Genomic DNA, 22295 nt, shown 5'->3' with positions numbered 1-22295 from the left:
GCGTTGTCTCTCGTTTTTCTATGCATGAAATGAAAGGGGGATTCGTTTGCTTACTCGCCAACAAATTCGTGAATGTTTAGATAAAATGGGAGAAATGTTTCCTGCCGCTCATTGCGAGCTTGTGCACCGCAACCCGTTTGAACTGCTAATTGCCGTTGTTTTATCGGCACAATGCACCGATGCGCTCGTCAATAAAGTCACGAAGCAGCTGTTCGAAAAATATAAAACACCAGAAGACTATGTATCCGTTCCGCTCGAAGAACTCCAGCAAGATATCCGCTCGATCGGGCTGTACCGAAATAAGGCGAAAAACATCCAAAAGTTATGTGCGATGTTAATCGAACAATATAACGGACAAGTGCCGAACGACCGCGATGAACTGATGAAATTGCCGGGTGTCGGCCGCAAAACAGCAAATGTCGTCGTATCGGTCGCATTTGGCGTTCCGGCGATTGCCGTAGATACGCACGTCGAACGGGTCAGTAAGCGTCTCGGCTTTTGCCGCTGGAAAGATTCCGTGTTGGAAGTTGAGGAAACGCTCATGCGGAAAATTCCGAAAGAAGAATGGTCAATTACGCATCACCGCATGATTTTTTTCGGGCGCTATCATTGTAAAGCGCAAGCGCCGAAATGCGACGTTTGCCCGCTTCTCGATTTGTGCCGTGAAGGGAAAAAACGAATGAAACAACGGGGTGAGAGCGTTGCGAGTACCGACTGAATTCGTTCATCCACCCTTTTTTCGCGAAGGGGATACAATTGAAAAAACGAGCGATGTACCATTTCCATATCAAATGAAAACAGTGTATTTTTATTACGATATCGTCAGCAGTACCCCTCTACCGTGGGAACAGATCGAACAGTCAATTCCGGCGGTGCTCGAGTTATGGAACGACGAAAAAGAACAGCTCGAAGCATGCTTTGCGAAAAGAAACCGAGCTGCGGCACGGGAGCCGATGATTCGTGGATTGTCATATTTGATTGTGTGCTTATTTTGGCTGAACGGAAAGAGGACGCAAAACGTGCGCACTTGGGAAAAAGAAATCGAAGCGCTAGCGTTGAAGCCAATCAATTGCGTTGAACGACTTCAATTCATTTTCTCCCGCTGTGATGTGTACCATTCATTTATTCAGTTAAGCGAATTGTTTGAGGAAGTGACAAAACTTTTTTACAAACAGCTAGCCATGATGAAAAAAGGGATGTCTTCTCATTGAGACATCCCTTTTAGTTTATGGGACGGAAAGAGTGGTGGATCCGGCGCCGATTTTTTTGAGCGAATTAGTTTTCGTTGCATTCCTTAGGCTGTTTGTTGAGTTCGTTCCTGTTGAACCGTTTCCGGCGCCGTTGTTTGGCGCCGGCGGATTCGTTGGGTTTGGCGCCGGCGGCGTTGGTGTCGTGTTATTATCGGAATTGTCGCCGCTGTTATTTTGTTCATTGTTTCCGTTATTATTGCTATCGTTTGTTCCGTTCGGCGTCCCACTGTTATTGTTTCCATTTTGGTCGGACGTTGGCGTTTGTGGTTCGCTTTGCTCGCTGCTTGGTACTTGCAAGGTGGTTGTCGCCGGCTCGCTTTTTACTTGTCCGTCTTTGCTTACGGTATACACTTCAAACGTGTAAAGAGCCCCAGAGGTTGGATGGCTGATTGTTAATGACAAATCGGTCGTTGAAAGAACGTTCACCTCGCCTTTGTCGTTTTTCATGCGTACTTCAAACGCCACGTTTTCGATGTCGCTACCATATTTCCAAGAAAGCGAAATGGCATCGGCTATTTGATCGTATGTTGCTTGTATATTTGTCGGCGCCGGCGGCTGTTCGTCTTTTGCGGTTTCGGTCGGCTCGCTTCCTCTGACGAAACATTCGTAGACAATTTCGTCTTTTGGCGTATATTTTCCAGCGAGTTGCGGCGGATTGGATCCTTTTTTAATCGGCAGCTTCACGACGCTTTTTGGCATTGGAAAATCTTTTCCGCCGTCGTCGACATGCGCTATCACTTTTTTGAACAATAAACGCGGCAGTTTTTGTTCATATACGGATAAATTTGCTGTGCTGCTTCGCTTGCTGAAGCCGGTCCATACGGCTGCGGTGTAATTTGGCGTATAACCGACAAACCAGCTGTCCGGTACGGCATTGCTAGGAAGGCCGTACTTGCGTGCCACATCTTCCGGATAGTTTGTCGTCCCTGTTTTTCCGGCTACATGCAAGCCTGGAACGTTCGCAAGCGTACCAGTACCGTATTGAACAACCGATTTTAACATATCCGTAATCATATAAGCCGTATAATCTTTCATCGCCACTTTCGGTTTTGGTGTTAAATCCATTTCGGTATTGTCCGGGAAGACGATTTTCGTCACGGCATGTGGTTTAATGTACACTCCATTGTTGCCAAAGGCGCTATATGCACCGGCCATTTGCAATGGTGATACGCCTTTTTCAAGACCGCCAACGGCGTAAGACTCATAAATGTTGTCAAAACCCATGCCGAGCTTGTTGGCAAATTGTTTCGCGCGATTTAATCCGACCGCTTGCAATGCTTTTAACGCCGGAATGTTGCGCGATCTCGCGAGCGCCATTCGCATCGTCATCGGGCCTTCGTACGTACCGTTCCAGTTTTTAATTGGCGTTCCGTTTGAATATTGATACGGTTCGTCCACGAGTTGATGAGCGGTCGACCATTGTAAATACTCAATTGCTGGCCCATAATCTAAGATCGGTTTGATCGTCGAGCCCGGCTGTCCGACACGCTGTGTTGCATAGTTAAAGCCGAATGTAACACCGTCTTGATTCCGTCCGCCGCCAAGCGCACGAATTTCGCCCGTTTTTGTGTCGATCAAAGCGATCGCCGCTTGCAAATCTTTTTTATCCGTAAATAGCTCGTTTGAATTTAGTAAATCTTCGACGTAGCTTTGCGCATCTGGATCAAGCGTCGTATAAATTTTTAACCCGTCTTCATACACGTTGACATTTGCTTGATCTGTCACTTCTTTAATGACTTCATCGATAAATGAATCGTATGGGATAGACGACGATCCGTTATGTTTTTTCCGGTCCACTAACATCGATTGAATGGTCACTTTTTTCGCTTTTTCCGCTTCTTCTTTTGTAATAAAACCGTGCTTTTCCATTAGCGATAAGACGAGATCGCGTCGTTTCTTCGCTGCTTCTGGGTATTCATATGGGTTATAGTTATTTGGGCTTTGCGGCATTCCAGCAAGTAGCGCTGCTTCTGGAAGCGTTAAGTCTTTTAAATTCGTTTTTCCAAAATAAAATTCAGCTGCTTTGGCAACACCATACACGTTATTAGAGTAATAAACTTTATTTAAATACATCTCTAAAATTTCATGTTTTGAATATTTTTGTTCAAGGCGAAGTGCGAGCCATAATTCTTGTACTTTCCGCTTCAGCGTTTTTTCACGCGATAAGAAGGTGAGTTTTACTACTTGTTGGGTGATTGTACTTCCACCTTCCGCTCCGAACCCTTCTCTGAAGTTAGCGACAATCGCTCCGCCAAGGCGAATAAAATCGATGCCATGATGCTGGTAAAAACGGGCATCTTCGGTCGCTAGTACAGCCTGCTCAAGCATTTTCGGAATGTCTGAGTAAGAAATATACGTTCGTTTTTGCCCGCCTAACTCGGCAATTTTACGACCATTCATATCATAAACGGTAGATGATAACGGGTCTTTAATTTTTGTTTCATCAAGCGGTGGAGCGCCTTTGACAAAGTAGGCGAACACAGCGATTCCACTGATCACGCCAATCATCATCAATATCACAAGAGTAAGTGCGATCATTTTAAAAAAAGAACTCGTTTTTCGCTTTTTTGCTTTTTTAGGTTTTGCTTGTTTCGCTGCTTGTTTCCGTTCTGCGCGAGAACGATAGTCACCAGACATAAAAATCCTACCTTTCTTTAAAAGTAGATGGATTCTACTACTTTAATATAATCAATTCGCGGTTGGTAGCCAAGTGAAATGTAATGGCCGTATCGTTCGATTTCTTGTTTTGTCATCGATTTTCGCCCCCCGGATTGCTGACGCTCCCAGAAAATAAGTAAATGCGAAGCGTCTAATAAATATACTTCATCAAGAGAGGAAAAGCGCAAAATGACAAAACAAATTCCCCCGTGTTCGATCACTTGTTTCATATGCTGAATTTGATGCTCATGAAAATTTTTCAAAGGAAATGATGTCGTGCTTTGCGTTTCTTTCGCTTCGAAATCGATGTATTTGCCACGGTATACGCCGTTATAGTCGGTCGTTGACGTTTGTTTAAAATACGCCTCTTTAATGACAGCGGCGCTTCGTTTCGGATAGTCGACGCGGACGATTTGAATCGGCGTCGGCTTTTTATGAATGACCGCAATGCCGTGTTCGCGGTAATATTCATTCGTTGCATTTAAGTCTTCTTCTAACGTCATTCCACGGTTTCCGTAATTCGGATGAAAGCGATGGATACGTTCGTGATCTTCCTTCACTTTGAATCGTTTTCCCCCCGGATAGTTTAACACCATATGCCTCATCTCCTTTTGAATGTTTTTTATTATACCATAGGAAAGAAAGAATAGGGTGTATAAAGAAAATGTCAAAATTGTACGAAGAAACGAAAAAGACCACTTTCTTTGTCGAAATGGCTCTAGTTTTGTCAAGTGTGAAGGGAGCAAGAAATAAATGGCGAATGTTTAAAGGCAAACGGGTGATGGGAGGAATGATGATGCGGTGGGTAAAAAAAGAGGAAGTGGAGAAGCAGCTAGGGGAAATGTTAGAACTTATGGAACAAGTCGAAGCGAAAATGGAACATGTCATCAATGATCTCATACAAGAGCGATGCGATTTCCAACAAGCACAAATGCAGGAGTTAGAAAAACAAATCGGGCACGTTGAGCAGCGAATGGATGAAGAAGATGAAGAAAAAATATTTGTGCCGTCGAAATTGCATTTTGTATAATGGCTTTCAAAAGGAGAGAGGACATAGTATGTACGAACAGCTAGAGAAACTTACGAAGCAATTGCTGAAATATAATGACGACATTTTGCAAATTGCCGAACAAACGGACTGGGATGGCGGACAGCCGGATTTTTTTAAAACGGTCAAGCCATTTGCGGATGAAGTTAAACAGACGGCGGATGAATGGAAAAAAGAGGCACTGGCGTGGATCCGCTCCGCCGGGCCGAAGTATGTTCATCCGCAACAAATGGAGGCGCTGGCCGAAAACATTGAAAAAATCGCCATTGAAGCGTTTTATCCTGCTGCAAAGCGCCAGCGAATGAAGCAGTTTCATCAATCAATCGAATACACGCTTTTGCTTGTAAGCGATCGATTAAAAAAAGGGAACAATGAAAAACGGCTGTCCCGATAACGTGGAGGGAAGCCGTTTTTATATTTATTCATTTTTCTCGACTTTGATTGAAACAGGGCCACCTTCTTCTGTCGCTACCGTTCCGATTTCGTATTCGACTCGTTCGGTCTGTTTCGGCGGGACGTTTTTGCCGTGTTTTGGCGGTTCGTGCTCGTGTCCTTTTAACTTATGATGAAAATGAACGCCTCTGCTCATGATGCCACCCCCTTGTTCATTACTTTGTTTCAATGAACGATAAATATACGTAAAAAAACGGGAGAAAGCTGCTCCCGATTATAAACCCACATATTCGTTTTTTTGTTCCGGCTTGTAAGCGCCCGCTATTTCCAGTTCACGGGTGATGTCGCGATATTGGACAATCGTGATTTCGCCGCGCAAATATACTTGGCGCGCAAAATCGAGCAGTTCATTTAAGTCGGACGGTTCATAGTTTTTCATGGCGATAAATTTGTTTTTTAACTCTGTTGCGTTCATCGTGCATGCCCCCTTCATCCATCTTGTTTTTTATTCATCTTATCATGAAAATCGATCATTTGCGTAAATTCAAAAAATTGAAACTTCCGACAACTTATGACATGCCTCTGTTCACCTTCTGCTTATATGGCACATATACTAATGGTAGCCTAGAAAGTGGGGGATGGTGTATGTATCGATATCCGTATCCATATCGCGTTTCCTTTCCGCCGCCGTTTTCTCATTCACCGCATTATGGGGGATGGAATCCGCACTTGTATCATCAGGCGTATTCGTATTGGCCGGTTGGGCAGTACACAGGAGCTTCATACCCGACGCCATACCCGAAGTCAAACCCGATGTTGAAGCCGCCGACACCTGCCATTCAATCGCTCATGTCGCAATTTAAAAATTCGGATGGAACGTACGATATTAATAAAATGATGAACACGATGGGGCAAATGATTAATACGATCAACCAAGCCAACGGTGTGCTGAAAGGGTTAATCAGTACGTTTAAAAAGTAAGAAGGTGTCCGAAACAGTGGAGGACACCTTTTCGTATTAAAATAATAGTTCATACACTTCGTTTAAATGATGGATGCGTACCGCATCCCGTTCGTTCATCGCATAGTGGATTTCACGTGGCAAGATGCGATTTAAAAAGGCAATTTCTTGTGGTGATAAATCGCGGACGAACGCTTCTTCGCTTTCATACGGTTTTTCATGCAATTTTTGATAAATGTGCCGCGGGATGGCCGTATGGTAGTCCAAATAATTCGACAGCACTTCCCGCAAATTCGCTAACGTTGTTTCCATGATCATTCGCCTCCATATGAAAAATACTTTGAATGTCGCGACGACTTTCGCGGCATTATCTCTGATGGTCATAGAATTCATCAACCAGATAAAAAGTATGTATGGTTAATCCCTCTCAATCATGAAATCCAACAGATGAAAAAGGATAAAAGTTTGTAAAAAAAGGCGCATGCATGCACCTTTTTTAATCAATATTAATAAATTTTTTCTTTTGCGGCAGACGAATGATCAGTTCGTTATTTTCCAACGATGCTTTAATTTCTTTTTCTGTTACGGGGTAAGGAAGCGGAATCGTCCGCGTCATGTTTTGATACATGCGCCGTTTTTTATACACGTTGTTTTGCTCATCTGTCGACTCGATCACTTCATTATTTTGAATGGTGAGATGTAACATGCTGTCATCAAATTCAAGTTGAACTTGATGGCGGTTGACGTTTGGAAGGTGGGCGGTAATGACGTATTCGGTAGCTGTTTCATGGATATTGATTGGAATATACGAGCGCGAAAACGTTTCATGAAAATATTCATCGAGCGTTTCAAACATTTTTTTGAGCGGCCGTTCGTCAAAAAATTGGTCCACCATCTCCCATAAACGCTGCAGTGGCTCCTCGTTCCCCTTTTTTCTCATAGGCGGCTGCAAATGATCGTTCACCGTATTCAACTCCTTTCTTCATTCTCTTCTTTAAATGTATGTGCCACCGTTGAAAAAGGTCACTGTTATTTTTTTAGAGAAATCTCATCTATTTTTAAGATTGATCGATTATGATGGAAACGTTAACGAAAAAGCCGGTAGCAACGTTCGTCGAAATGCATCGGTATGTTCTGTGCATCCACAGCTCAATCCTTTCCAGCAAAGAAGAGGCCGGCATCAAGAAGGGAGGAGAGCATATGCGGATGGTGATTACACTTTTTTTCTCAGGAACAGCCGTATCTTTGCTTACGTATCAATTCATCGAAATTGTTCAAGCATTTATCGATTTGTTTGACAAACATTCATAAATTATACGACAACATAAGTGTTGATTATCCATTATTGTTATAAAGGTATAATAAGTTTATATATCCGGTTTAAACATTAGGTTAGCTTTTTATTGGTTAATCAACACGCCTGATACGAAAATATATTTGCTGACTGCTTCGGGCGGTTAGCATTTCTTTTTGATATGATAAAGGTTAGGAGGGAAAACAATGAACAAACGCATTTTAATTATTGAAGATGAAGCCAATTTAGCGCGGTTTATTGAACTCGATTTACTTCATGAAGGATATGAAGTGAGCGTGTGCCATGACGGCAGAGAAGGACTAGAACTTGCTTTATCCGAGGATTGGGGGCTCATTTTATTGGATTTAATGCTTCCAAGCCTAAACGGGATGGAAGTATGTCGTCGGCTGCGAGCGGTCAAGCAAACCCCAGTGATTATGATTACGGCAAGGGATAGCGTATTTGATCGCGTGATGGGATTAGATAGCGGCGCAGACGACTATATTGTGAAACCGTTTGCGATTGAGGAATTGTTAGCCCGCATTCGTGCCCTATTTCGCCGCATTCATCCTTCGTCCGAGCAGGAATGCTTAACATTTAAAGACCTTGTCGTTGATATGAAAGCACGCGTTGTGAAAAAAGAAGGACAAGTCGTCGAACTGACGAAGCGGGAATATGATTTGCTGGTAACGTTTTTACAAAACGTTGATATCGTTCTTACAAGAGATGCGTTGCTTAATAAAGTATGGGGGTTTGATACGGAAGTAGAAACAAACGTCGTCGACGTATACGTTCGATATTTACGTCATAAGTTAGATGAAACAGACAAGGAACGCTATATCCAAACGGTACGTGGTGCTGGATATGTGATGCGATCATGAAACTTTTTCGTCTGGAAAACGTCTCATTAAAATGGAAGCTTACGTTTCTTTCAGCGTCGGTGATTTTTGTCATTTACTTTTTGTTTACATACTTGCAATATGAAACGGTGAAACAGTGGCTGCTGAACGAAGAAGAAAAAACGATGAAAAAAACGATCGAAGAAATTGAAACTTATTACACAGAGAAACGTAATCTATCTTGGAAAGATATTCGCGAAAGTAAACCATTGCTTGAAAAATTAAATGAAAAATATCAAGCGATCCGCATTCTTGATGAAAAAGGAAATGTCATCGTTTCAGTTGCGAACCATGCTTCCGTTTCGTTGTTTCCAACGGAGAGACCGAAAAATTTAGAAATTGATTATCATTCGGTGAATGATGAGCGTTCGATTATTTTGCGCAAGCCATTACATCTTTTGTCGATGAACGGAACGATTGAAATGGTCCGTCATCTCGTGAAATTTCAACGAATGGCGAGGATGTTGTTTTTCATTATGACGTTGATCGGCGTCGTTGCGATGATGATGAGCGCGTTGATTGGACTGTTCATTGCCAAACATTTCGTCGGGCGTCTGCAAGCGGTAACGAAAACGATGATGAACATTAAAAATAAAGGATTCCAAGAACGAATCGACATTCCGCGTTCAAACGATGAAATGTCCGAATTGATGGTGATGTTTAATGAAATGATGGACGAAATTGAGCATTCTTTTCATCAACAGAAGCAGTTTATCGAAGATGCATCCCATGAATTACGCACTCCGATTGCGATTTTAGAAGGGCATCTTTCGCTGTTAAAACGATGGGGGAAAAATAATCGCGATATTTTAGAAGAATCGTTAGAAGCGGCGTCACAAGAAGTCGGTCGCTTGAAAAAGCTCGCGCTTGAACTGTTGGATTTATCGCACGCGGAAGTGATTACGGTGCCTTCAGATCTTCAGCCAATTTCTCCGAAAGAAGCAGCGGAACAAATCGTGAAAAACTTTCGGGTTTTACATCCGAGCTTTCAGTTTATGATGGTCGATGAGTTAAGGGACAAAGCATTCGTCCGAATAGCGAAGCATCATTTGGAACAGCTTTTGTTAATTTTACTAGATAATGCAGTGAAATATTCGCAACAAAGCAAAAAGATCACCATTCGTTTAAAGGAAGATGGAAAATATGTTTCGCTTTCTGTGATCGATCAAGGAATTGGGATTCCGCGTGACGAATTAGAAAAAGTGTTTTTACGCTTTTATCGGGTTGATAAGGCAAGAAGTCGTGAGAAAGGCGGAGTAGGGCTTGGGCTTGCAATCGCAAAGGAAATTGTCGATAAATACGGTGGGCAAATTGCCATCGAAAGCGAAGTCGGAGCAGGAACAACGGTGGAATTATTCATTCCTAAAGCCGTTTAGTGAGAACTGAAATAGTGAAGAAGAAAGGTGAGAAGAGGCATGGAAGACCATTTACACGGAGCAGTGAATCGCCAAAAGAAGGACATTCGGCACGTCATTGAGAAATTTCAAAAGCGAGGGATTAAAATAAGCGCGTGCAAGCCGCGGGCGATGATCTCTCCGTCTTGTTTGGCAACAGTCGATGTTGTGAAGAATAATGGATGAGGAGAGATATTTTTGACGATTCATCAGCAAAAAATCATTCCTGCTATCAAAACAATGAAAGACTTTGAAACGTTTTTAACTAGTTCATACGGACTCGCGGTGTTGTTAGAGCTACATCTTTCGCAGCTGAAAAGCGTGTTCCATTACGCGCGCCAATGCGGAAAAAGCTTGATCGTCCATGCGGATTTAATCCAAGGATTGAGTCACGATGAGTATGCGGCGGAATATTTATGTCAAGAATTCAAGCCGTGTGGGTTGATTTCAACAAGAGGAAGCGTGATCGTCAAGGCGAAGCAAAAAAAGGTGTTGGCGATCCAACGCATTTTCCTTTTAGACTCGCATGCGCTTGAAAAGAGCTATCAGCTCATTGAAAAGACGAAGCCGGATTTTATTGAAGTGATGCCGGGGGCGATGCCGCATGTCATCCGGGAAGTGAAGGAACGGACAGGTGTTCCGATTTTTGCTGGAGGGCTTGTTCGTACGGTCGATGATGTTGAACGCGCGCTAGCAGCTGGAGCGAGCGCGATTACAACATCGAAAAAAGAGCTGTGGGAACATTATCAAAACGCGCGCTAGCCATGCTAGATATCGCGGCACAAATAAATGTATGAGTAAAAGTCGGAGGAAGGTAAGTCCTCTTTCGTATGGTTCAAGGGGGAGGTTTCTTGAACAGAAGGAGGATGAGCAAAAAAGATGCAAAAAGGACTCTCTTCCTGTATGGTGATAAGTGCCACCTAACCACAAAGGAGGGAAGAGAGTCCTATGCAACAGTTTATCACAGGTGGGCAAACATTAAAAGAGCTAGAAGCGGAATTGTTTTCGATGTTGCAAAAAACGTATGGAGAAATGCTACAACAGGTATTGGAATGGCTGGATGAAGAGCAAGCCAAGCAACGAGATAAAAAAAACGCTATGACCTAAAAGATAAACGAACGGTACGAATCCAGACGATCTTTGGGGAGGTGGAGATCCGACGCAATTTTATAGACTTTCCTCTTCCACCATGCTGTGAGAAGGATGTGGTGCTTCATCTACTTCTTTCTTTGCCCCTATTCGCTCCAGCGTTGGTAGACATGAATAAAAAAACAGACAATGATAAAGAGCAGAGAAGATTTGGGCAACATCATTTTGATCCATCTCATATGTTCTGATCTATTCTGATGGAGATCGGCTTCCTAGTGAAGCAGCAAATAGATAATAACATACATACCCATTGACAACACAAAGATAATTTTAATCATAGACAGTGTCATGTTCAGCAGGGATCATGGCACGAGTCATCGCTCCCATCATTCCACCGATAACACCAGCTGAGATCCCAATCCACTATGGCCGCCAGTCCAAATGAAATTCCTCACAAAAAACCGAAGATAATACCAGCCAATATGCCTAACTAAGACCGTTGCCTGAAAAAAATAATTTCCTTGGATGATGCCCAAAACCATGCCTATACCTAGCTCGTCGGTCATGCCAATCCCCATAGCAGCCACCATATCGGCCATACCTGTAATGTGACACTGAAACACAAAAGCAAAACAGACCACTCACAAAACGACGATGCTATACAGACTAGCCAAGGGTATATGATCATACATCTTGCATGCCACTTTTTTCTGTCATCATCTATAACTATAGATATGATCAACTTCCCCACTATGTCCACTGTTACAAAATTCAAATAAGCTTTAGCCTGTTGTATTTAAAAACAGCTGAACAATGAAGTTTCTCTGAATTATGGCTCGATCAGCTTCACATTTCTAGGAATCTCAAACACCTCATCGGCAATGGTTTCTCCTACGCTCAGAATGGTGACCTGCAACTCCCCGATCTGGTGATCTCCTGTTCCATACTGATTTGCCCACACGCCCGGCCCCATGGCCACCTTCAAAATTCCGATATCTTCGGGTTCCACATTTTCAATCTTATTCCACACAAGCTCCATGTTCGTATCCAGCTCGGTTAAATACAACGTACGCTCGCTATACCGGTAAATTTGATGTGAGATGGGCTCTCCTGCGATTTCGATCGTTTGGCGATAGTACGGCTCACTGTCCAGATTCTTTGCCCAAAGCAGAATGTTTTGATTTGCGTTGCGGATAACCATTTCAAAGTTTGGCGCGTAATTCTGCTGGGGTTGTGTTTGTTCGGTAAACGCAGGAGGTTCTTTTATCACCCTGCTGTCAAAATAAGCTACCATTCCTGTCATCAGTACCATAGGCATGGCCAACATGACGGCTACCCCAATCAAACAGATGACCTGAAATATACTGTTCTTCCGTTTTTCACTTCTCCGCCGAAGCACAATCTTAGTGAAAGCGGCTGCCTGAAGCAAGACAGCAAGAATTCCCATGCCGAGAAAAACATACAAGAACCAGATCCGAGGATAGAACCTCCAGTCAGGAGGCGTAGCTTGAAAGAAATAAAAAAGATATAATGTACCGCGCAGCATAGCAATATAGAAAATGACAGGGACTAGTGTACCATGAATCCATTTCCATGAAGATGTTCCAAGAAACTTCACAGCCCTGTCACAGGAAGTGACAGCAAGCAAGATGATCATAGGGGCCATTACAAGGCCCATCAAGTTCATGATTCCAACCTCCGGCCTGAAGAGAACATAACTGCCCCATTCTTCGATATATTCAAACCCAAATAGTCTGGCAACGTCCCATCTTGCCCAACGATCCCAGATAGCATAACCGTGTCCAAACGATAACACCGCAAACCATATTCCAAGTTCTCTCCTCCAAGAGAGAAATCGTTTAATGGGGTGCCACAGTATGGCTGCTGGTGATAATATCAGTGTGAGGAAAAGGAGAACAAACGCAGCGTGTGCCCACGCCCGCCAAAAGGGATGGTCGTTACCCCAGTCGGGCCACAGGGCGGGTTCAACCCCCCAAGTGAAGTATGACAGATAAAACAAATAGACGAGCAGGGCGGAAAACACTGCTACGTACAGATGGCGAAGAAAAATTGCTTTTTTGTTTTGCAGATTGAGTATCATACTTTTATCACTCCTTTTCAAAATTAAAATTGTTGATATCATCACCATAACACACAGATTTGAAGAATCTATGAAGAAAAGCAGACAATTGAACTACTTCACATTTCCATCACATTCTTCCGCTATACTTAATTATATAAATGCAATTTCGAACTTTAACGTTTTCGTCTTTTATGGAGTAATCGGTATTTTTCAACTGTCGGATTACCGAACAACACCGCTTCCAGACAAATGCATTTGTCTGTGAAGCGGTTGGTTATTTGGGCTTGTTGGGGATGTTGGAATCTGGCGTGAAGGCAGGCGTAAAACTAAAATATCTTACTACTTCTGAAACCATGCCATCACGCGCATGATGCAGCTCATGACAGTAAAATATCCAATTTTTCGGATTGTCAGCGATAAAAACAATCTCGTAAGATTTATTCGGTCTGACGTTTAATGTTTCTTTGACAATGGGGAAACGTCACTTGTTCTCCATTCCTAGACAGGATATAGAAGAAATGTCCGTGAAGATGCATCGGATGATCAACATCGGTATCATGGACAATAGTGACTTTCACAACATTTCCTTCTTCCATTTCGTATATTTTATGCTTTGAAAGTCTTTATCCGACATTTGTTTGCTGTTAATCGTGAATGTCTCACCACCATCATCTGTTCCCAATACCATATCAAATTCCTTTTTAATTGCACCAAAATCTGAATTTCAACAGCCGGTGCAGCTCTAATTGCCGCAATAGATATAAGCTCAGGCTTATTGATTGGTTGCCCATCATAATGAATCACCTTAAATTCACGTCTAGCGATCCCGATCACTTGTGTGAACAATCCCGTATTAATAAATCGAAGTTTAATTATATCTCCTTTAGACATCTGAATGTTCTCTATAGCGGGAGATGCTTTTCCATTGATGATTAACGTATCATACATCATGCTCATCATTTCAGCATGGGATGGAGCGCTTGCATCATTGTTCATGTTGCCATGATCACCACGATCCATGTCATCCATATTACCATATTGCGCCATTTTTGTTTCCCTAGTGCATTCTAGCGAGATCCATCCCCAGCGATGACCACTCATCAATCATGATTATTTTATCCAAATCATAATCCGGCTGATCTTTCGGTTCAACAACGAGAGCGCCGTACAACCCTATTCCCACCTAGTTAACACCGTCCTGATGAGAATGATACCAGTAAGTCCCTAGCGTATTCGCTATAAACTCATAGATAAATGTTTCTCCAAGCATGATAGCATTTTGTGTCACTCCTAGCACGTCATTCATTTCGTCACCATTGGCGAGGAGACCCCCACTTCAAGCGTTAGCTAAGTGGGGGTAGTTGACTTGGAACAGGGAGTCCATGCGGGGTGTGAAGCGATGGGAACATCAAGAGTATTCGTTAAATTAATAACGACATGATCCCCCCTCTTGAACACGGATTTCTTGTCCGAGCAAACTCCCATTATAGCACCATATATTCTCCATCAGCTCATCATTGAACATACAATGAACTTCTTTTGTTTCCAAATTCATAACCACTTTTCCTTCAGATGTTTGGATGGGGTGCGTTTCATTTTGCTGTCCAACCTGTATCGGTTTCACCCGTTGGTGGATGATTCATACACGAATGGTCCATCGTTGGAACGCTGCAACCCGCTAATATCAACATCAATGCGCTCAAGCTCAACAACAAAAATAAATTTTTTACTAGGCAAATGAGCCGGTTTTCGTTATAATAAAAATCAAGTTAATATAAGATGTCAGGAGATTAGGAGAGACCATGCATACATGATAAGCAAAGGCTTGTCGTGTTTGGTGTGGTCTCTTTTTGTTTTCCGAAAGGGGAGGAGAAACGATGTTTTCAACTGCAAAGCGCCAAGAATATTTAGAAAAGATGAGCCGCAAACGTTATGATGTGTTAGTAATTGGGGGAGGAATTACAGGTTGTGGCATTGCACTAGATGCTGTAACGCGAGGAATGAAAACGGCGTTAGTCGAGATGCAAGATTTTGCGGCCGGAACATCGAGCCGCTCGACAAAGCTTGTGCATGGCGGGCTTCGCTATTTAAAACAGTTCGAAGTGAAAATGGTCGCTGAAGTTGGGAAAGAGCGGGCGATCGTGTATGAAAACGGCCCACACGTGACGACTCCGGAGTGGATGCTGCTTCCGATTTATAAAGACGGAACGTTCGGCAAATGGAGCACATCGATCGGTCTGTGGGTGTATGACCATTTAGCAGGCGTAAAAAAAAGCGAGCGCCGCACGATGTTAAGCGCAGAAGAAACACTTCAAAAAGAGCCGCTTTTAAAAAAGGAAGGGCTTCTTGGCGGCGGCTATTATGTGGAGTATCGCACGGATGATGCCCGCTTGACGATCGAAGTATTGAAAAAAGCGGTTCAATGTGGCGCAGATGCGGTCAATTATGTGAAGATGGAAGAGTTTTTATACGAAAATGGTCGCGTCATCGGCGCGCGTTGCCGCGACGTGCTGAGCGGCAACACGTACGATTTATATGCGAAAAAAGTGATCAACGCCGCGGGTCCTTGGGTCGATACGTTGCGGGAAAAAGATCGCTCGAAAAATGGAAAAATGTTAAAAATTACAAAAGGGGTTCATATCGTCATCGACCAGACGCGCTTCCCGCTCAAGCAGGCGATTTATTTTGATACGCCAGACGGGCGGATGGTATTTGCGATTCCGCGCGATGGAAAAACGTACGTCGGCACGACCGATACGTTTTACGACGAGGACCTTGCCAACCCGACGATGACGGAAGATGATCGCGATTATTTGTTGCAGGCGATTGATTATATGTTTCCATCTGTACACGTTACGGCCAAGGACATCGAATCAAGCTGGGCAGGGGTAAGGCCGCTCATTTACGAAGAAGGAAAAAGCCCATCAGAAATTTCGCGGAAAGATGAAATTTGGCAATCGCCGTCAGGTCTTGTTACGATCGCAGGAGGGAAGTTAACTGGTTACCGCAAAATGGCAGAAACGGTTGTCGATCTTGTCGCCAAACAGCTTGAAAAAGAAGAAGGACTAACATTCCGTCCTTGCCAAACGAAACATTTGCCGATTTCCGGCGGCGCTGTCGGTGGTTCTCATGCGTTGCCTGCTTTTATCGCACAAAAAGTGGAAGAAGCAGTGCGATATGGCTTTACAAAAGAGGAGGGCATGCGCCTTGCGAAACAATACGGCACGAACGTCGACCGCTTATTTGCCTTCAGCCAGTATTATGAGGCTGACTCTGGTCTTTCGCGCGAGGTGTTTGCGACGCTTCTATATGCGATCGAAGAAGAGATGGCCGTCAGACCAACCGACTACTTCATCCGCCGTACCGGCGCGCTCTTTTTCAACATCGCATCCGTGCGAACGTGGAAAGACGCCGTCACTCGCTTTATGGCGGATTACTTGAAATGGTCGGATGAACAGAAACGAGCATATACTGTAGAGCTGGAAAAAGCAATAAAAGAGGCGGTGGGGACAACACCTGCTTACAAATAAATTGTGTTTTGTAACCGTTCCGTTGTCTAGATGGACCTAGACAACGGAATTTATTTTTTCCAAAATCCGCCGCTTCCGGTATAACATTTTTCCGGTTTCAGCAATGTCTTCGATAAACATTTTGTTAAACATCGCGCCGAAAATAATGCCAATGATTGGCACAATTTGAAAGAGTTTTTTCCAGCCGAATTGATCGCGGAACGTCATAATGACTTCCCGCCAGCCTTGCAGCTGGGAAAATACTTGCTGATGGTCGTTAGAAAACGAGGTGAGCTGCTCGAGAATCGCTTTTTTGCCGACAATGTCGCTTGAAACAAACTGAAGGCATTTTACGATGAAAATGCGTTCTTTTTTTTCTTTCGGGTCATAGCCGTAAGCAATGGCGATTTCTTGTAATGTTTTTAACGCCAAGCCTAGCATGGCCGGGATATCGATCGCGAGTGTAAACAGTCCGCCCACGCCGGTTGTCGCTCCTTGGTATTGAGCGAACGTAATACGTGATTCGACTAATTCATCGCAAACGCGGTCCATCGTTTCCAGCGGTAGGTGAGCAATTTGCTCAATGGAAGCTACAGAAAATTTTTCAAGCATTTTTACATCGTTCACAAGATATTGCCCGCCGCTTTGGATGTAGCTGCCGAGTTCGTCGAAAAGCTGTCCGAGTTTTTTATGTACAATCGGTGGTGTCAGCTTATCCAATACTTTAAACGGAAGCCGTCCGAGCTTTTCCCAAAACCATAAGTCTTTTTGATCGTGTTCCCATTGTTCGATTTTTTTTAACTCCTGTTCTAAAAATTGTTTTGTTTCCATGAAACAGCCCCCTTTATACATAACGTGGATGTATTTGTTATTTGTTATACGTTTGTCACAAAAAAATTGTTTCAACCGGCGAGATCGTATTGTTATTTAATAAAATTTTTACTAAAATATTTACTATAAGATATAAAAAATTTAGGAGGCGTACGGATGATCAAACAGTTAAAAGCTGATTTTATGGCTTGGTTTGGTGGGATCGAAGAGGAAATTCGCACGTTCTTTTCCCCAGGCCGCGTGAATTTAATCGGTGAGCATACGGACTATAATGGTGGGCATGTATTGCCATGCGCGCTACAAATCGGTACGTATGCATTGGTGAGAAAAACGAAAAGCGCAAACGTTCGGTTTTATTCGCAAAACTTCCCAGAAAAAGGAGTAATTACGGTTCCGCTAGCAGATTTATCATATAGCGGCGAGCACGGCTGGGCGAACTATCCGAAAGGAATTATAGCGGCGTTTCAAGCGGCAGGTGCTATCATTGACAGCGGCTTTGATGTTCTGTACTACGGAAATATTCCAAACGGGGCAGGGCTGTCGTCATCTGCTTCGATTGAACTTGTAACAGCGGTCATGGTCAACAAGCTATTTCATGCGAATCTCGACATGCTTGATCTTGTAAAAATGAGCCAAAACGTAGAAAATAACTATATCGGTGTTAATTGCGGCATTATGGACCAATTCGCGGTCGGGATGGGAAGGAAGAACCACGCGATTTTATTAAATTGCCAAACGTTGACGTACCGTTATTTGCCATTAGTACTGAGCGATTGCTCGATTGTCATCGCCAATACGAACAAACAGCGTGGATTAGCTGATTCGGCGTATAACGAACGACGTGCCACTTGTGAAGCGGCTCTTGCCAAGTTACAGCAGCAACTTCCGATTCAGTCACTCGGAGATCTTACGAGCGAACAGTTCGAACAATATAAGCATCTTCTTTCTGCGATCGAACAAAAGCGCGCCCGTCATGCGGTGACGGAAAATGAACGGACGATACGGGCGGCTGAGGCGTTGGAAAACGGGGATTTATGGCGCTTTGGCGAACTGATGAAACAATCTCACATTTCACTGCGCGATGATTATGAAGTGACAGGAGCAGAGCTTGATACGTTGGTGGAAGCAGCGTGGGAACATGAAGGGACGATCGGGGCTCGCATGACCGGGGCCGGTTTTGGCGGTTGCACCGTGAACATCGTTAAAGACGAACACATCCCTTCTTTCATCGAACAAGTCGGACGGAAATATGCGCAAAAAATCGGCTATGAAGCCAGTTTCTACGTCGTGAAAATTGGTGATGGCGCAAAAGAAATAGCAGAAAAAGAGGAGATGATGTTATGATTCTTGTTTGCGGCGGCGCCGGCTACATCGGCAGCCATGCGGTGCATCGCTTAATCGAAAAAGGAGAAAAAGTCGTTGTCGTTGATAATTTGCAGACAGGGCATCGCGAGGCGGTTCATCCAGAAGCTGTCTTTTATCAAGGCGACATTCGTGACCGTGACTTTTTGCGTGAAGTGTTTCAAACATACGACATCGATACGGTCATTCATTTTGCGGCGAATTCGCTTGTCGGTGAAAGTATGCAAAAGCCGCTTCAGTATTATGATAACAATGTATACGGAACGCAAGTGTTGTTGGAAATGATGAACGAATTCGGCGTGAAGCAAATCGTTTTCTCCTCAACCGCTGCGGTATACGGAGAGCCGAAGCAAGTTCCGATCATCGAAACTGATCCGACCGCACCAACGAACACGTACGGGGAAACGAAACTGGCGATGGAAAAAATGATGAAATGGGTCGACCAAGCGTACGGCATTCGTTATATTTCCTTGCGCTATTTTAACGTCGCTGGTGCTTATGGGGCACATTTAGGGGAAGATCATGATCCGGAAACGCATTTAATCCCGCTGATATTAAAAGTTCCGTTAGGACAGCGAAGCGAAATCCAAATTTTTGGCGATGACTACGATACCCATGACGGAACGTGTATCCGCGATTATATTCACGTGCTTGATTTAGTCGACGCGCATTGGCTGGCCGTCGAAAAGTTGCGAAGCGGAGCGAAAAGCGATGTGTTTAACCTCGGTAACGGCAACGGATTTACGGTCAAAGAAGTGATCGAAGCGGCTCGCCGTGTGACCGGCCACGACATTCCGGCTAGGGTGGTGCCAAGGCGCGCAGGCGATCCGGCACGATTAGTTGCTTCTTCTGATAAAGCGAAGCGCAAACTCGGCTGGGAGCCAACGTATACAACGATTGATGAAATTGTTACTTCCGCTTGGGAATGGCATCGAGCGAACCCGAACGGATATCGGGGTGTGTGACCGTGAACATTTATGCGGCAATTGAGAAACTCATTCAGTACGGCGTCGCGCATTGTTTGCTTCAGCCGGAAGATGTCATTTATACACGGAATCGGCTGCTTTCAGCTTTGCAATTAGAAGAATGGCATCCTCCAGAGGCAGAAATGTCTGTCTGCCTCTCCACTCCCTCTTCTATTTTGCGTACTATTTTAGACTGGACATACGAGCAGGGGCTGTTACAGACGAACACGGCGACCGAGCGCGATATATGGGAAGCTAAGCTTATGAACTGCCTCATGCCGCGGCCGTCGGAAGTTATTCGCGCCTTTTACGAGCGGTACAATCAAGCACCGAAACAGGCGACGGACTGGTTTTATTCACTTAGCCGCGCGTCCAACTATATTCAAACGGATCGGATCGCGAAAAACGAGCATTGGAAAGTTCCAACGGAATACGGGGATATGGATATAACGATTAATTTAGCGAAGCCAGAAAAAGACCCGAAAGAAATCGCCAAATTAAAAGAAGTTCCTCCGTCTGTTTATCCGAAATGCGTTCTTTGTGCGGAAAACGAAGGGTACGAAGGAACGTGGCATCACCCAGCGCGTGCGAATCATCGCATCATTCCGTTATCGTTAGTTGATGAGCAATGGTATTTTCAATATTCCCCTTATTTGTATTATAACGAACATTGCATTGTCTTTCATGCGGAGCACGTGCCGATGAAAATGGAACGAAAAACGTTTGCACGACTGCTTGATTTTATCGAAAAATTTCCGCATTATTTTATCGGGTCAAACGCCGATTTGCCGATTGTCGGCGGCTCGATTTTAGCGCACGACCATTTTCAAGGCGGGCGTTATACGTTTGCGATGGAAAAAGCAGAAATCGAGGAATATATATCATTGCCGGCATTTCCGACGCTAACCGCCGGCATCGTCCGTTGGCCGATGTCGGTCGTTCGTCTTCGCGGTCGAAAAGATGAGGTGCTAGAAGCGTCAGATTTGCTTTATCGCACGTGGCAAACATATAGCGACCCGAGCGTCGAAATTTACGCCTATACTGGTGATACGCCACATAATACCGTTACGCCGATTGCCAGACGGCGCGGGGAATTGTTTGAAATGGACATCGTGTTGCGGAATAATCGAACGTCAAAAGAACACCCATACGGCATTTTCCATCCGCATGAAGAACTGCACCATTTGAAAAAAGAAAACATTGGGTTAATCGAAGTCATGGGGCTAGCGGTATTGCCGGGAAGGCTTTCGGAAGAATTAAAAACATTGGCAACCTATCTCGTTCACAACGTAAGCAAAGACAAATGGGAAGAAACGCTGCTCAAACATTGGGATTGGTACGAACAAATCCGCGCCTCCTATCCTTTTATCCGAGCGGAAAATGTGTGGGACATTTTGCGGACAGAAGTAGGGAAGCGCTTTATTACGGTACTTGAGCATGCGGGTGTATTCAAGCGAACAGAAGAAGGCAAACAGGCGTTTCGGCGGTTTTTACAAACGGTCACAACAGACGAAAAGAGGGGTGGATAATGGCAACATTAAAAGAAATCGCCGAGAAAGTCGGTGTGTCGGTGGCGACGGTGTCGCGAGTGTTGAACTATGACCCGACGCTATCTGTCTCCGATGAAACAAGGAAAAAAATTTTTGAAGTCGCGCAAGAACTGAACTATAAAACGTTGCGCGAGCGCAACCAGCATCTAGCGAAAGAGCGGTTAAGGTTTGGATTAGTGCATTGGTATTCCGAGCTGCAAGAATTAGGCGACCCGTATTACATGGCGATTCGGCTTGGGGTGGAGAAAGAATGCTTTGACCGGCAAATCGAGCTCGTTAAACTGTTTAAACAAGGCGATTCGTACCAGTCGGAATGGCTTGCAGGACTAGATGGCATTATCGCGGTCGGAAAGTTTGGCCCGAAAGATATTGAAGTGTTTACGACAAGCACGGAACAAATTGTGTTTGTCGATTGTTCCCCAGATGAGACGCGGTTTGATTCGGTCGTGATTGATTTTCGCCAATCGATGGTTCGGGTGCTTGATTATTTACTTTCGCTTGGCCATGAAAAAATCGGCTACATTGGCGGGAGAGAATATGTGGACGGAGAGATGCTCATTCGCGACGAGCGGGAAGCAACGTTTTATGAATATTTATACGTGAAAGGAATGTATGAGTCGAATTATGTGTGGACGGGACGGTTTACTGCCGAAGATGGCTATCGCCTTATGAAGGAAGCACTGTTCAAGCAAGATCGTCCGACCGCTTTTTTCATCGCGAGCGATTCGATGGCAATCGGCGCATTGCGAGCGCTTCATGAAGCGGGCGTTCACGTTCCGAAAGACGTTTCAGTCGTCGGTTTTAACGACATTCCGACAGCGGAATTTGTCCAGCCACCATTAACGACGGTGAAAGTGTATACCGAATTTATGGGCGAAACCGCGGTCGAATTGTTGGTCGAACGATTGGCAACGAAACGCCATTTATCGAAAAAAGTCGTCATTCCTACCCAATTAATCATCCGCGAAAGCAGCGGCTCATGCGAAAAAAGGTGAACCGAGCAGGTCCAC

General features: G+C 44.2%; 28 protein-coding genes. 16 read left to right on the top strand and 12 right to left on the bottom strand.

Annotation, left to right across the window (positions count from 1 at the left end):
- Positions 1-46 precede the first annotated feature (46 nt).
- Together nth and HNQ34_RS02145 are read left to right on the top strand one after the other, a co-directional pair.
- Positions 47-718, top strand: coding sequence for an endonuclease III (gene nth, locus HNQ34_RS02150; RefSeq protein ID WP_183251082.1), 672 nt, complete (start codon positions 47-49; stop codon positions 716-718).
- Complete coding sequence (locus HNQ34_RS02145) at positions 702-1211, top strand: YpoC family protein (protein ID WP_183251081.1); 510 nt, start codon at positions 702-704, stop codon at positions 1209-1211. The genes nth and HNQ34_RS02145 overlap by 17 nt, the downstream gene beginning before the upstream one ends.
- Before the next feature lie 15 nt (positions 1212-1226).
- On the opposite strand, the gene HNQ34_RS02140 is transcribed toward HNQ34_RS02145, so the two are convergent.
- Positions 1227-3887: a PBP1A family penicillin-binding protein gene (locus HNQ34_RS02140; RefSeq protein WP_183251080.1), complete on the bottom strand. Its 2661-nt coding sequence runs from the start codon at positions 3885-3887 to the stop codon at positions 1227-1229.
- 17 nt (positions 3888-3904) lie between these two features.
- Entirely contained in the window at positions 3905-4504 is a 600-nt protein-coding gene (gene recU, locus HNQ34_RS02135) for a Holliday junction resolvase RecU (protein WP_183251079.1), read from the bottom strand.
- 68 nt (positions 4505-4572) lie between these two features.
- Here recU and HNQ34_RS02130 point away from each other — a divergent pair, with 68 nt between their 5' ends.
- Both HNQ34_RS02130 and HNQ34_RS02125 read left to right on the top strand, forming a co-directional pair.
- Entirely contained in the window at positions 4573-4938 is a 366-nt protein-coding gene (locus HNQ34_RS02130) for a hypothetical protein (RefSeq protein WP_246363688.1), read from the top strand.
- 28 nt (positions 4939-4966) lie between these two features.
- Positions 4967-5350: a YppE family protein gene (locus tag HNQ34_RS02125; protein WP_183251078.1), complete on the top strand. Its 384-nt coding sequence runs from the start codon at positions 4967-4969 to the stop codon at positions 5348-5350.
- Positions 5351-5374: 24 nt separating this feature from the next.
- On the opposite strand, the gene HNQ34_RS02120 is transcribed toward HNQ34_RS02125, so the two are convergent.
- Both HNQ34_RS02120 and HNQ34_RS02115 read right to left on the bottom strand, forming a co-directional pair.
- On the bottom strand, positions 5375-5545 hold the full coding sequence (locus HNQ34_RS02120; RefSeq protein ID WP_183251077.1) for a hypothetical protein: 171 nt from the start codon (positions 5543-5545) through the stop codon (positions 5375-5377).
- Positions 5546-5623: 78 nt separating this feature from the next.
- The gene (locus HNQ34_RS02115; RefSeq protein WP_183251076.1) at positions 5624-5824 is read right to left on the bottom strand and encodes a YppF family protein; all 201 of its coding nucleotides are present in this window, start codon (positions 5822-5824) and stop codon (positions 5624-5626) included.
- A gap of 170 nt (positions 5825-5994) precedes the next feature.
- Between HNQ34_RS02115 and HNQ34_RS02110 the strand changes: the two genes are divergently transcribed.
- A complete protein-coding gene (locus tag HNQ34_RS02110) occupies positions 5995-6330 on the top strand; it encodes a YppG family protein (RefSeq protein ID WP_183251075.1) in 336 nt (111 codons plus the stop codon).
- Positions 6331-6366: 36 nt separating this feature from the next.
- On the opposite strand, the gene HNQ34_RS02105 is transcribed toward HNQ34_RS02110, so the two are convergent.
- Both HNQ34_RS02105 and HNQ34_RS02100 read right to left on the bottom strand, forming a co-directional pair.
- Positions 6367-6621 carry a sigma-G-dependent sporulation-specific acid-soluble spore protein CsgA gene (locus HNQ34_RS02105; RefSeq protein WP_183251074.1) on the bottom strand — a complete coding sequence of 85 codons (255 nt, stop codon included), beginning with the start codon at positions 6619-6621 and terminating at the stop codon, positions 6367-6369.
- A 184-nt stretch (positions 6622-6805) separates the two neighbouring features.
- A complete protein-coding gene (locus tag HNQ34_RS02100) occupies positions 6806-7273 on the bottom strand; it encodes an Hsp20/alpha crystallin family protein (protein ID WP_183251073.1) in 468 nt (155 codons plus the stop codon).
- A 110-nt stretch (positions 7274-7383) separates the two neighbouring features.
- On the opposite strand from HNQ34_RS02100, the gene HNQ34_RS02095 reads away from it, so the two are divergent.
- The 6 genes from HNQ34_RS02095 (at position 7384) to HNQ34_RS02070 (ending at position 11003) form a co-directional block, all read left to right on the top strand.
- Positions 7384-7620, top strand: a complete 237-nt coding sequence (locus HNQ34_RS02095) for a hypothetical protein (protein ID WP_183251354.1) — start codon at positions 7384-7386, stop codon at positions 7618-7620.
- Between the two features lie 189 nt (positions 7621-7809).
- Entirely contained in the window at positions 7810-8484 is a 675-nt protein-coding gene (locus HNQ34_RS02090) for a response regulator transcription factor (RefSeq protein ID WP_183251072.1), read from the top strand.
- A complete protein-coding gene (locus HNQ34_RS02085) occupies positions 8481-9878 on the top strand; it encodes a sensor histidine kinase (protein WP_183251071.1) in 1398 nt (465 codons plus the stop codon). The genes HNQ34_RS02090 and HNQ34_RS02085 overlap by 4 nt, the downstream gene beginning before the upstream one ends.
- A gap of 39 nt (positions 9879-9917) precedes the next feature.
- Positions 9918-10082, top strand: a complete 165-nt coding sequence (locus tag HNQ34_RS02080) for a hypothetical protein (RefSeq protein WP_183251070.1) — start codon at positions 9918-9920, stop codon at positions 10080-10082.
- Positions 10083-10094: 12 nt separating this feature from the next.
- On the top strand, positions 10095-10658 hold the full coding sequence (locus HNQ34_RS02075; RefSeq protein ID WP_183251069.1) for a glycerol-3-phosphate responsive antiterminator: 564 nt from the start codon (positions 10095-10097) through the stop codon (positions 10656-10658).
- A gap of 186 nt (positions 10659-10844) precedes the next feature.
- Entirely contained in the window at positions 10845-11003 is a 159-nt protein-coding gene (locus HNQ34_RS02070; RefSeq protein ID WP_183251068.1) for a hypothetical protein, read from the top strand.
- 811 nt (positions 11004-11814) lie between these two features.
- Here the strand turns inward: HNQ34_RS02070 and HNQ34_RS02065 are convergent.
- The 5 genes from HNQ34_RS02065 to HNQ34_RS17385 all read right to left on the bottom strand — a co-directional run bounded on the left by HNQ34_RS02065 (position 11815) and on the right by HNQ34_RS17385 (position 14338).
- On the bottom strand, positions 11815-13086 hold the full coding sequence (locus tag HNQ34_RS02065) for a cytochrome b family protein (RefSeq protein ID WP_183251067.1): 1272 nt from the start codon (positions 13084-13086) through the stop codon (positions 11815-11817).
- Between the two features lie 256 nt (positions 13087-13342).
- Positions 13343-13486: a multicopper oxidase domain-containing protein gene (locus tag HNQ34_RS17705; protein WP_312856091.1), complete on the bottom strand. Its 144-nt coding sequence runs from the start codon at positions 13484-13486 to the stop codon at positions 13343-13345.
- 19 nt (positions 13487-13505) lie between these two features.
- Positions 13506-13664, bottom strand: coding sequence for a multicopper oxidase domain-containing protein (locus tag HNQ34_RS17700; RefSeq protein WP_281375860.1), 159 nt, complete (start codon positions 13662-13664; stop codon positions 13506-13508).
- Positions 13665-13674: 10 nt separating this feature from the next.
- Positions 13675-14115 (bottom strand): cupredoxin domain-containing protein, encoded by a 441-nt coding sequence (locus HNQ34_RS17390; protein ID WP_246363685.1) that lies wholly within the window; start codon positions 14113-14115, stop codon positions 13675-13677.
- A gap of 136 nt (positions 14116-14251) precedes the next feature.
- Entirely contained in the window at positions 14252-14338 is an 87-nt protein-coding gene (locus tag HNQ34_RS17385; RefSeq protein WP_246363736.1) for a multicopper oxidase domain-containing protein, read from the bottom strand.
- A 607-nt stretch (positions 14339-14945) separates the two neighbouring features.
- Between HNQ34_RS17385 and HNQ34_RS02055 the strand changes: the two genes are divergently transcribed.
- The gene (locus HNQ34_RS02055; RefSeq protein ID WP_183251066.1) at positions 14946-16598 is read left to right on the top strand and encodes a glycerol-3-phosphate dehydrogenase/oxidase; all 1653 of its coding nucleotides are present in this window, start codon (positions 14946-14948) and stop codon (positions 16596-16598) included.
- Between the two features lie 36 nt (positions 16599-16634).
- Here the strand turns inward: HNQ34_RS02055 and HNQ34_RS02050 are convergent, their stop codons facing one another.
- A complete protein-coding gene (locus tag HNQ34_RS02050) occupies positions 16635-17408 on the bottom strand; it encodes an EcsC family protein (RefSeq protein WP_183251065.1) in 774 nt (257 codons plus the stop codon).
- A gap of 156 nt (positions 17409-17564) precedes the next feature.
- Here HNQ34_RS02050 and HNQ34_RS02045 point away from each other — a divergent pair, with 156 nt between their 5' ends.
- The 4 genes from HNQ34_RS02045 to HNQ34_RS02030 are packed head-to-tail and all read left to right on the top strand — an operon-like array spanning position 17565 to position 22280.
- Positions 17565-18752 carry a galactokinase gene (locus tag HNQ34_RS02045; protein WP_183251064.1) on the top strand — a complete coding sequence of 396 codons (1188 nt, stop codon included), beginning with the start codon at positions 17565-17567 and terminating at the stop codon, positions 18750-18752.
- Positions 18749-19735: a UDP-glucose 4-epimerase GalE gene (galE, locus tag HNQ34_RS02040; RefSeq protein ID WP_183251063.1), complete on the top strand. Its 987-nt coding sequence runs from the start codon at positions 18749-18751 to the stop codon at positions 19733-19735. The genes HNQ34_RS02045 and galE overlap by 4 nt, the downstream gene beginning before the upstream one ends.
- A 2-nt stretch (positions 19736-19737) precedes the next feature.
- Positions 19738-21264: a UDP-glucose--hexose-1-phosphate uridylyltransferase gene (gene galT / locus HNQ34_RS02035; RefSeq protein WP_312856078.1), complete on the top strand. Its 1527-nt coding sequence runs from the start codon at positions 19738-19740 to the stop codon at positions 21262-21264.
- On the top strand, positions 21264-22280 hold the full coding sequence (locus HNQ34_RS02030) for a LacI family DNA-binding transcriptional regulator (protein WP_183251062.1): 1017 nt from the start codon (positions 21264-21266) through the stop codon (positions 22278-22280). Before galT ends, HNQ34_RS02030 begins: the two co-directional genes overlap by 1 nt.
- Positions 22281-22295: the final 15 nt, after the last annotated feature.

It is taken from the genome of Anoxybacteroides tepidamans (genome assembly GCF_014201465.1).
Lineage (GTDB): Bacteria > Bacillota > Bacilli > Bacillales > Anoxybacillaceae > Anoxybacteroides > Anoxybacteroides tepidamans.
This window is presented reverse-complemented; position numbering and strand designations above follow the sequence as displayed.

What these genes read in the sequence shown, in the direction of transcription:
- HNQ34_RS02130 (WP_246363688.1), top strand. Translation starts at nt 4,573, where the DNA reads ATGTCAAAATTGTACGAAGAAACGAAAAAGACCACTTTCTTTGTCGAA.
- HNQ34_RS02050 (WP_183251065.1), bottom strand. Translation starts at nt 17,408, where the DNA reads ATGGAAACAAAACAATTTTTAGAACAGGAGTTAAAAAAAATCGAACAA.
- HNQ34_RS02070 (WP_183251068.1), top strand. Translation starts at nt 10,845, where the DNA reads ATGCAACAGTTTATCACAGGTGGGCAAACATTAAAAGAGCTAGAAGCG.
- HNQ34_RS02080 (WP_183251070.1), top strand. Translation starts at nt 9,918, where the DNA reads ATGGAAGACCATTTACACGGAGCAGTGAATCGCCAAAAGAAGGACATT.
- HNQ34_RS02140 (WP_183251080.1), bottom strand. Translation starts at nt 3,887, where the DNA reads ATGTCTGGTGACTATCGTTCTCGCGCAGAACGGAAACAAGCAGCGAAA.
- recU (WP_183251079.1), bottom strand. Translation starts at nt 4,504, where the DNA reads ATGGTGTTAAACTATCCGGGGGGAAAACGATTCAAAGTGAAGGAAGAT.
- HNQ34_RS02085 (WP_183251071.1), top strand. Translation starts at nt 8,481, where the DNA reads ATGAAACTTTTTCGTCTGGAAAACGTCTCATTAAAATGGAAGCTTACG.
- HNQ34_RS02125 (WP_183251078.1), top strand. Translation starts at nt 4,967, where the DNA reads ATGTACGAACAGCTAGAGAAACTTACGAAGCAATTGCTGAAATATAAT.
- HNQ34_RS02120 (WP_183251077.1), bottom strand. Translation starts at nt 5,545, where the DNA reads ATGAGCAGAGGCGTTCATTTTCATCATAAGTTAAAAGGACACGAGCAC.
- HNQ34_RS02095 (WP_183251354.1), top strand. Translation starts at nt 7,384, where the DNA reads ATGATGGAAACGTTAACGAAAAAGCCGGTAGCAACGTTCGTCGAAATG.
- HNQ34_RS02105 (WP_183251074.1), bottom strand. Translation starts at nt 6,621, where the DNA reads ATGGAAACAACGTTAGCGAATTTGCGGGAAGTGCTGTCGAATTATTTG.
- HNQ34_RS02045 (WP_183251064.1), top strand. Translation starts at nt 17,565, where the DNA reads ATGATCAAACAGTTAAAAGCTGATTTTATGGCTTGGTTTGGTGGGATC.
- HNQ34_RS17390 (WP_246363685.1), bottom strand. Translation starts at nt 14,115, where the DNA reads ATGGCGCAATATGGTAATATGGATGACATGGATCGTGGTGATCATGGC.
- HNQ34_RS02090 (WP_183251072.1), top strand. Translation starts at nt 7,810, where the DNA reads ATGAACAAACGCATTTTAATTATTGAAGATGAAGCCAATTTAGCGCGG.
- HNQ34_RS02030 (WP_183251062.1), top strand. Translation starts at nt 21,264, where the DNA reads ATGGCAACATTAAAAGAAATCGCCGAGAAAGTCGGTGTGTCGGTGGCG.
- HNQ34_RS17385 (WP_246363736.1), bottom strand. Translation starts at nt 14,338, where the DNA reads ATGCTTGGAGAAACATTTATCTATGAGTTTATAGCGAATACGCTAGGG.
- HNQ34_RS02065 (WP_183251067.1), bottom strand. Translation starts at nt 13,086, where the DNA reads ATGATACTCAATCTGCAAAACAAAAAAGCAATTTTTCTTCGCCATCTG.
- HNQ34_RS02110 (WP_183251075.1), top strand. Translation starts at nt 5,995, where the DNA reads ATGTATCGATATCCGTATCCATATCGCGTTTCCTTTCCGCCGCCGTTT.
- HNQ34_RS02055 (WP_183251066.1), top strand. Translation starts at nt 14,946, where the DNA reads ATGTTTTCAACTGCAAAGCGCCAAGAATATTTAGAAAAGATGAGCCGC.
- galE (WP_183251063.1), top strand. Translation starts at nt 18,749, where the DNA reads ATGATTCTTGTTTGCGGCGGCGCCGGCTACATCGGCAGCCATGCGGTG.
- HNQ34_RS17700 (WP_281375860.1), bottom strand. Translation starts at nt 13,664, where the DNA reads ATGGAAGAAGGAAATGTTGTGAAAGTCACTATTGTCCATGATACCGAT.
- HNQ34_RS02115 (WP_183251076.1), bottom strand. Translation starts at nt 5,824, where the DNA reads ATGAACGCAACAGAGTTAAAAAACAAATTTATCGCCATGAAAAACTAT.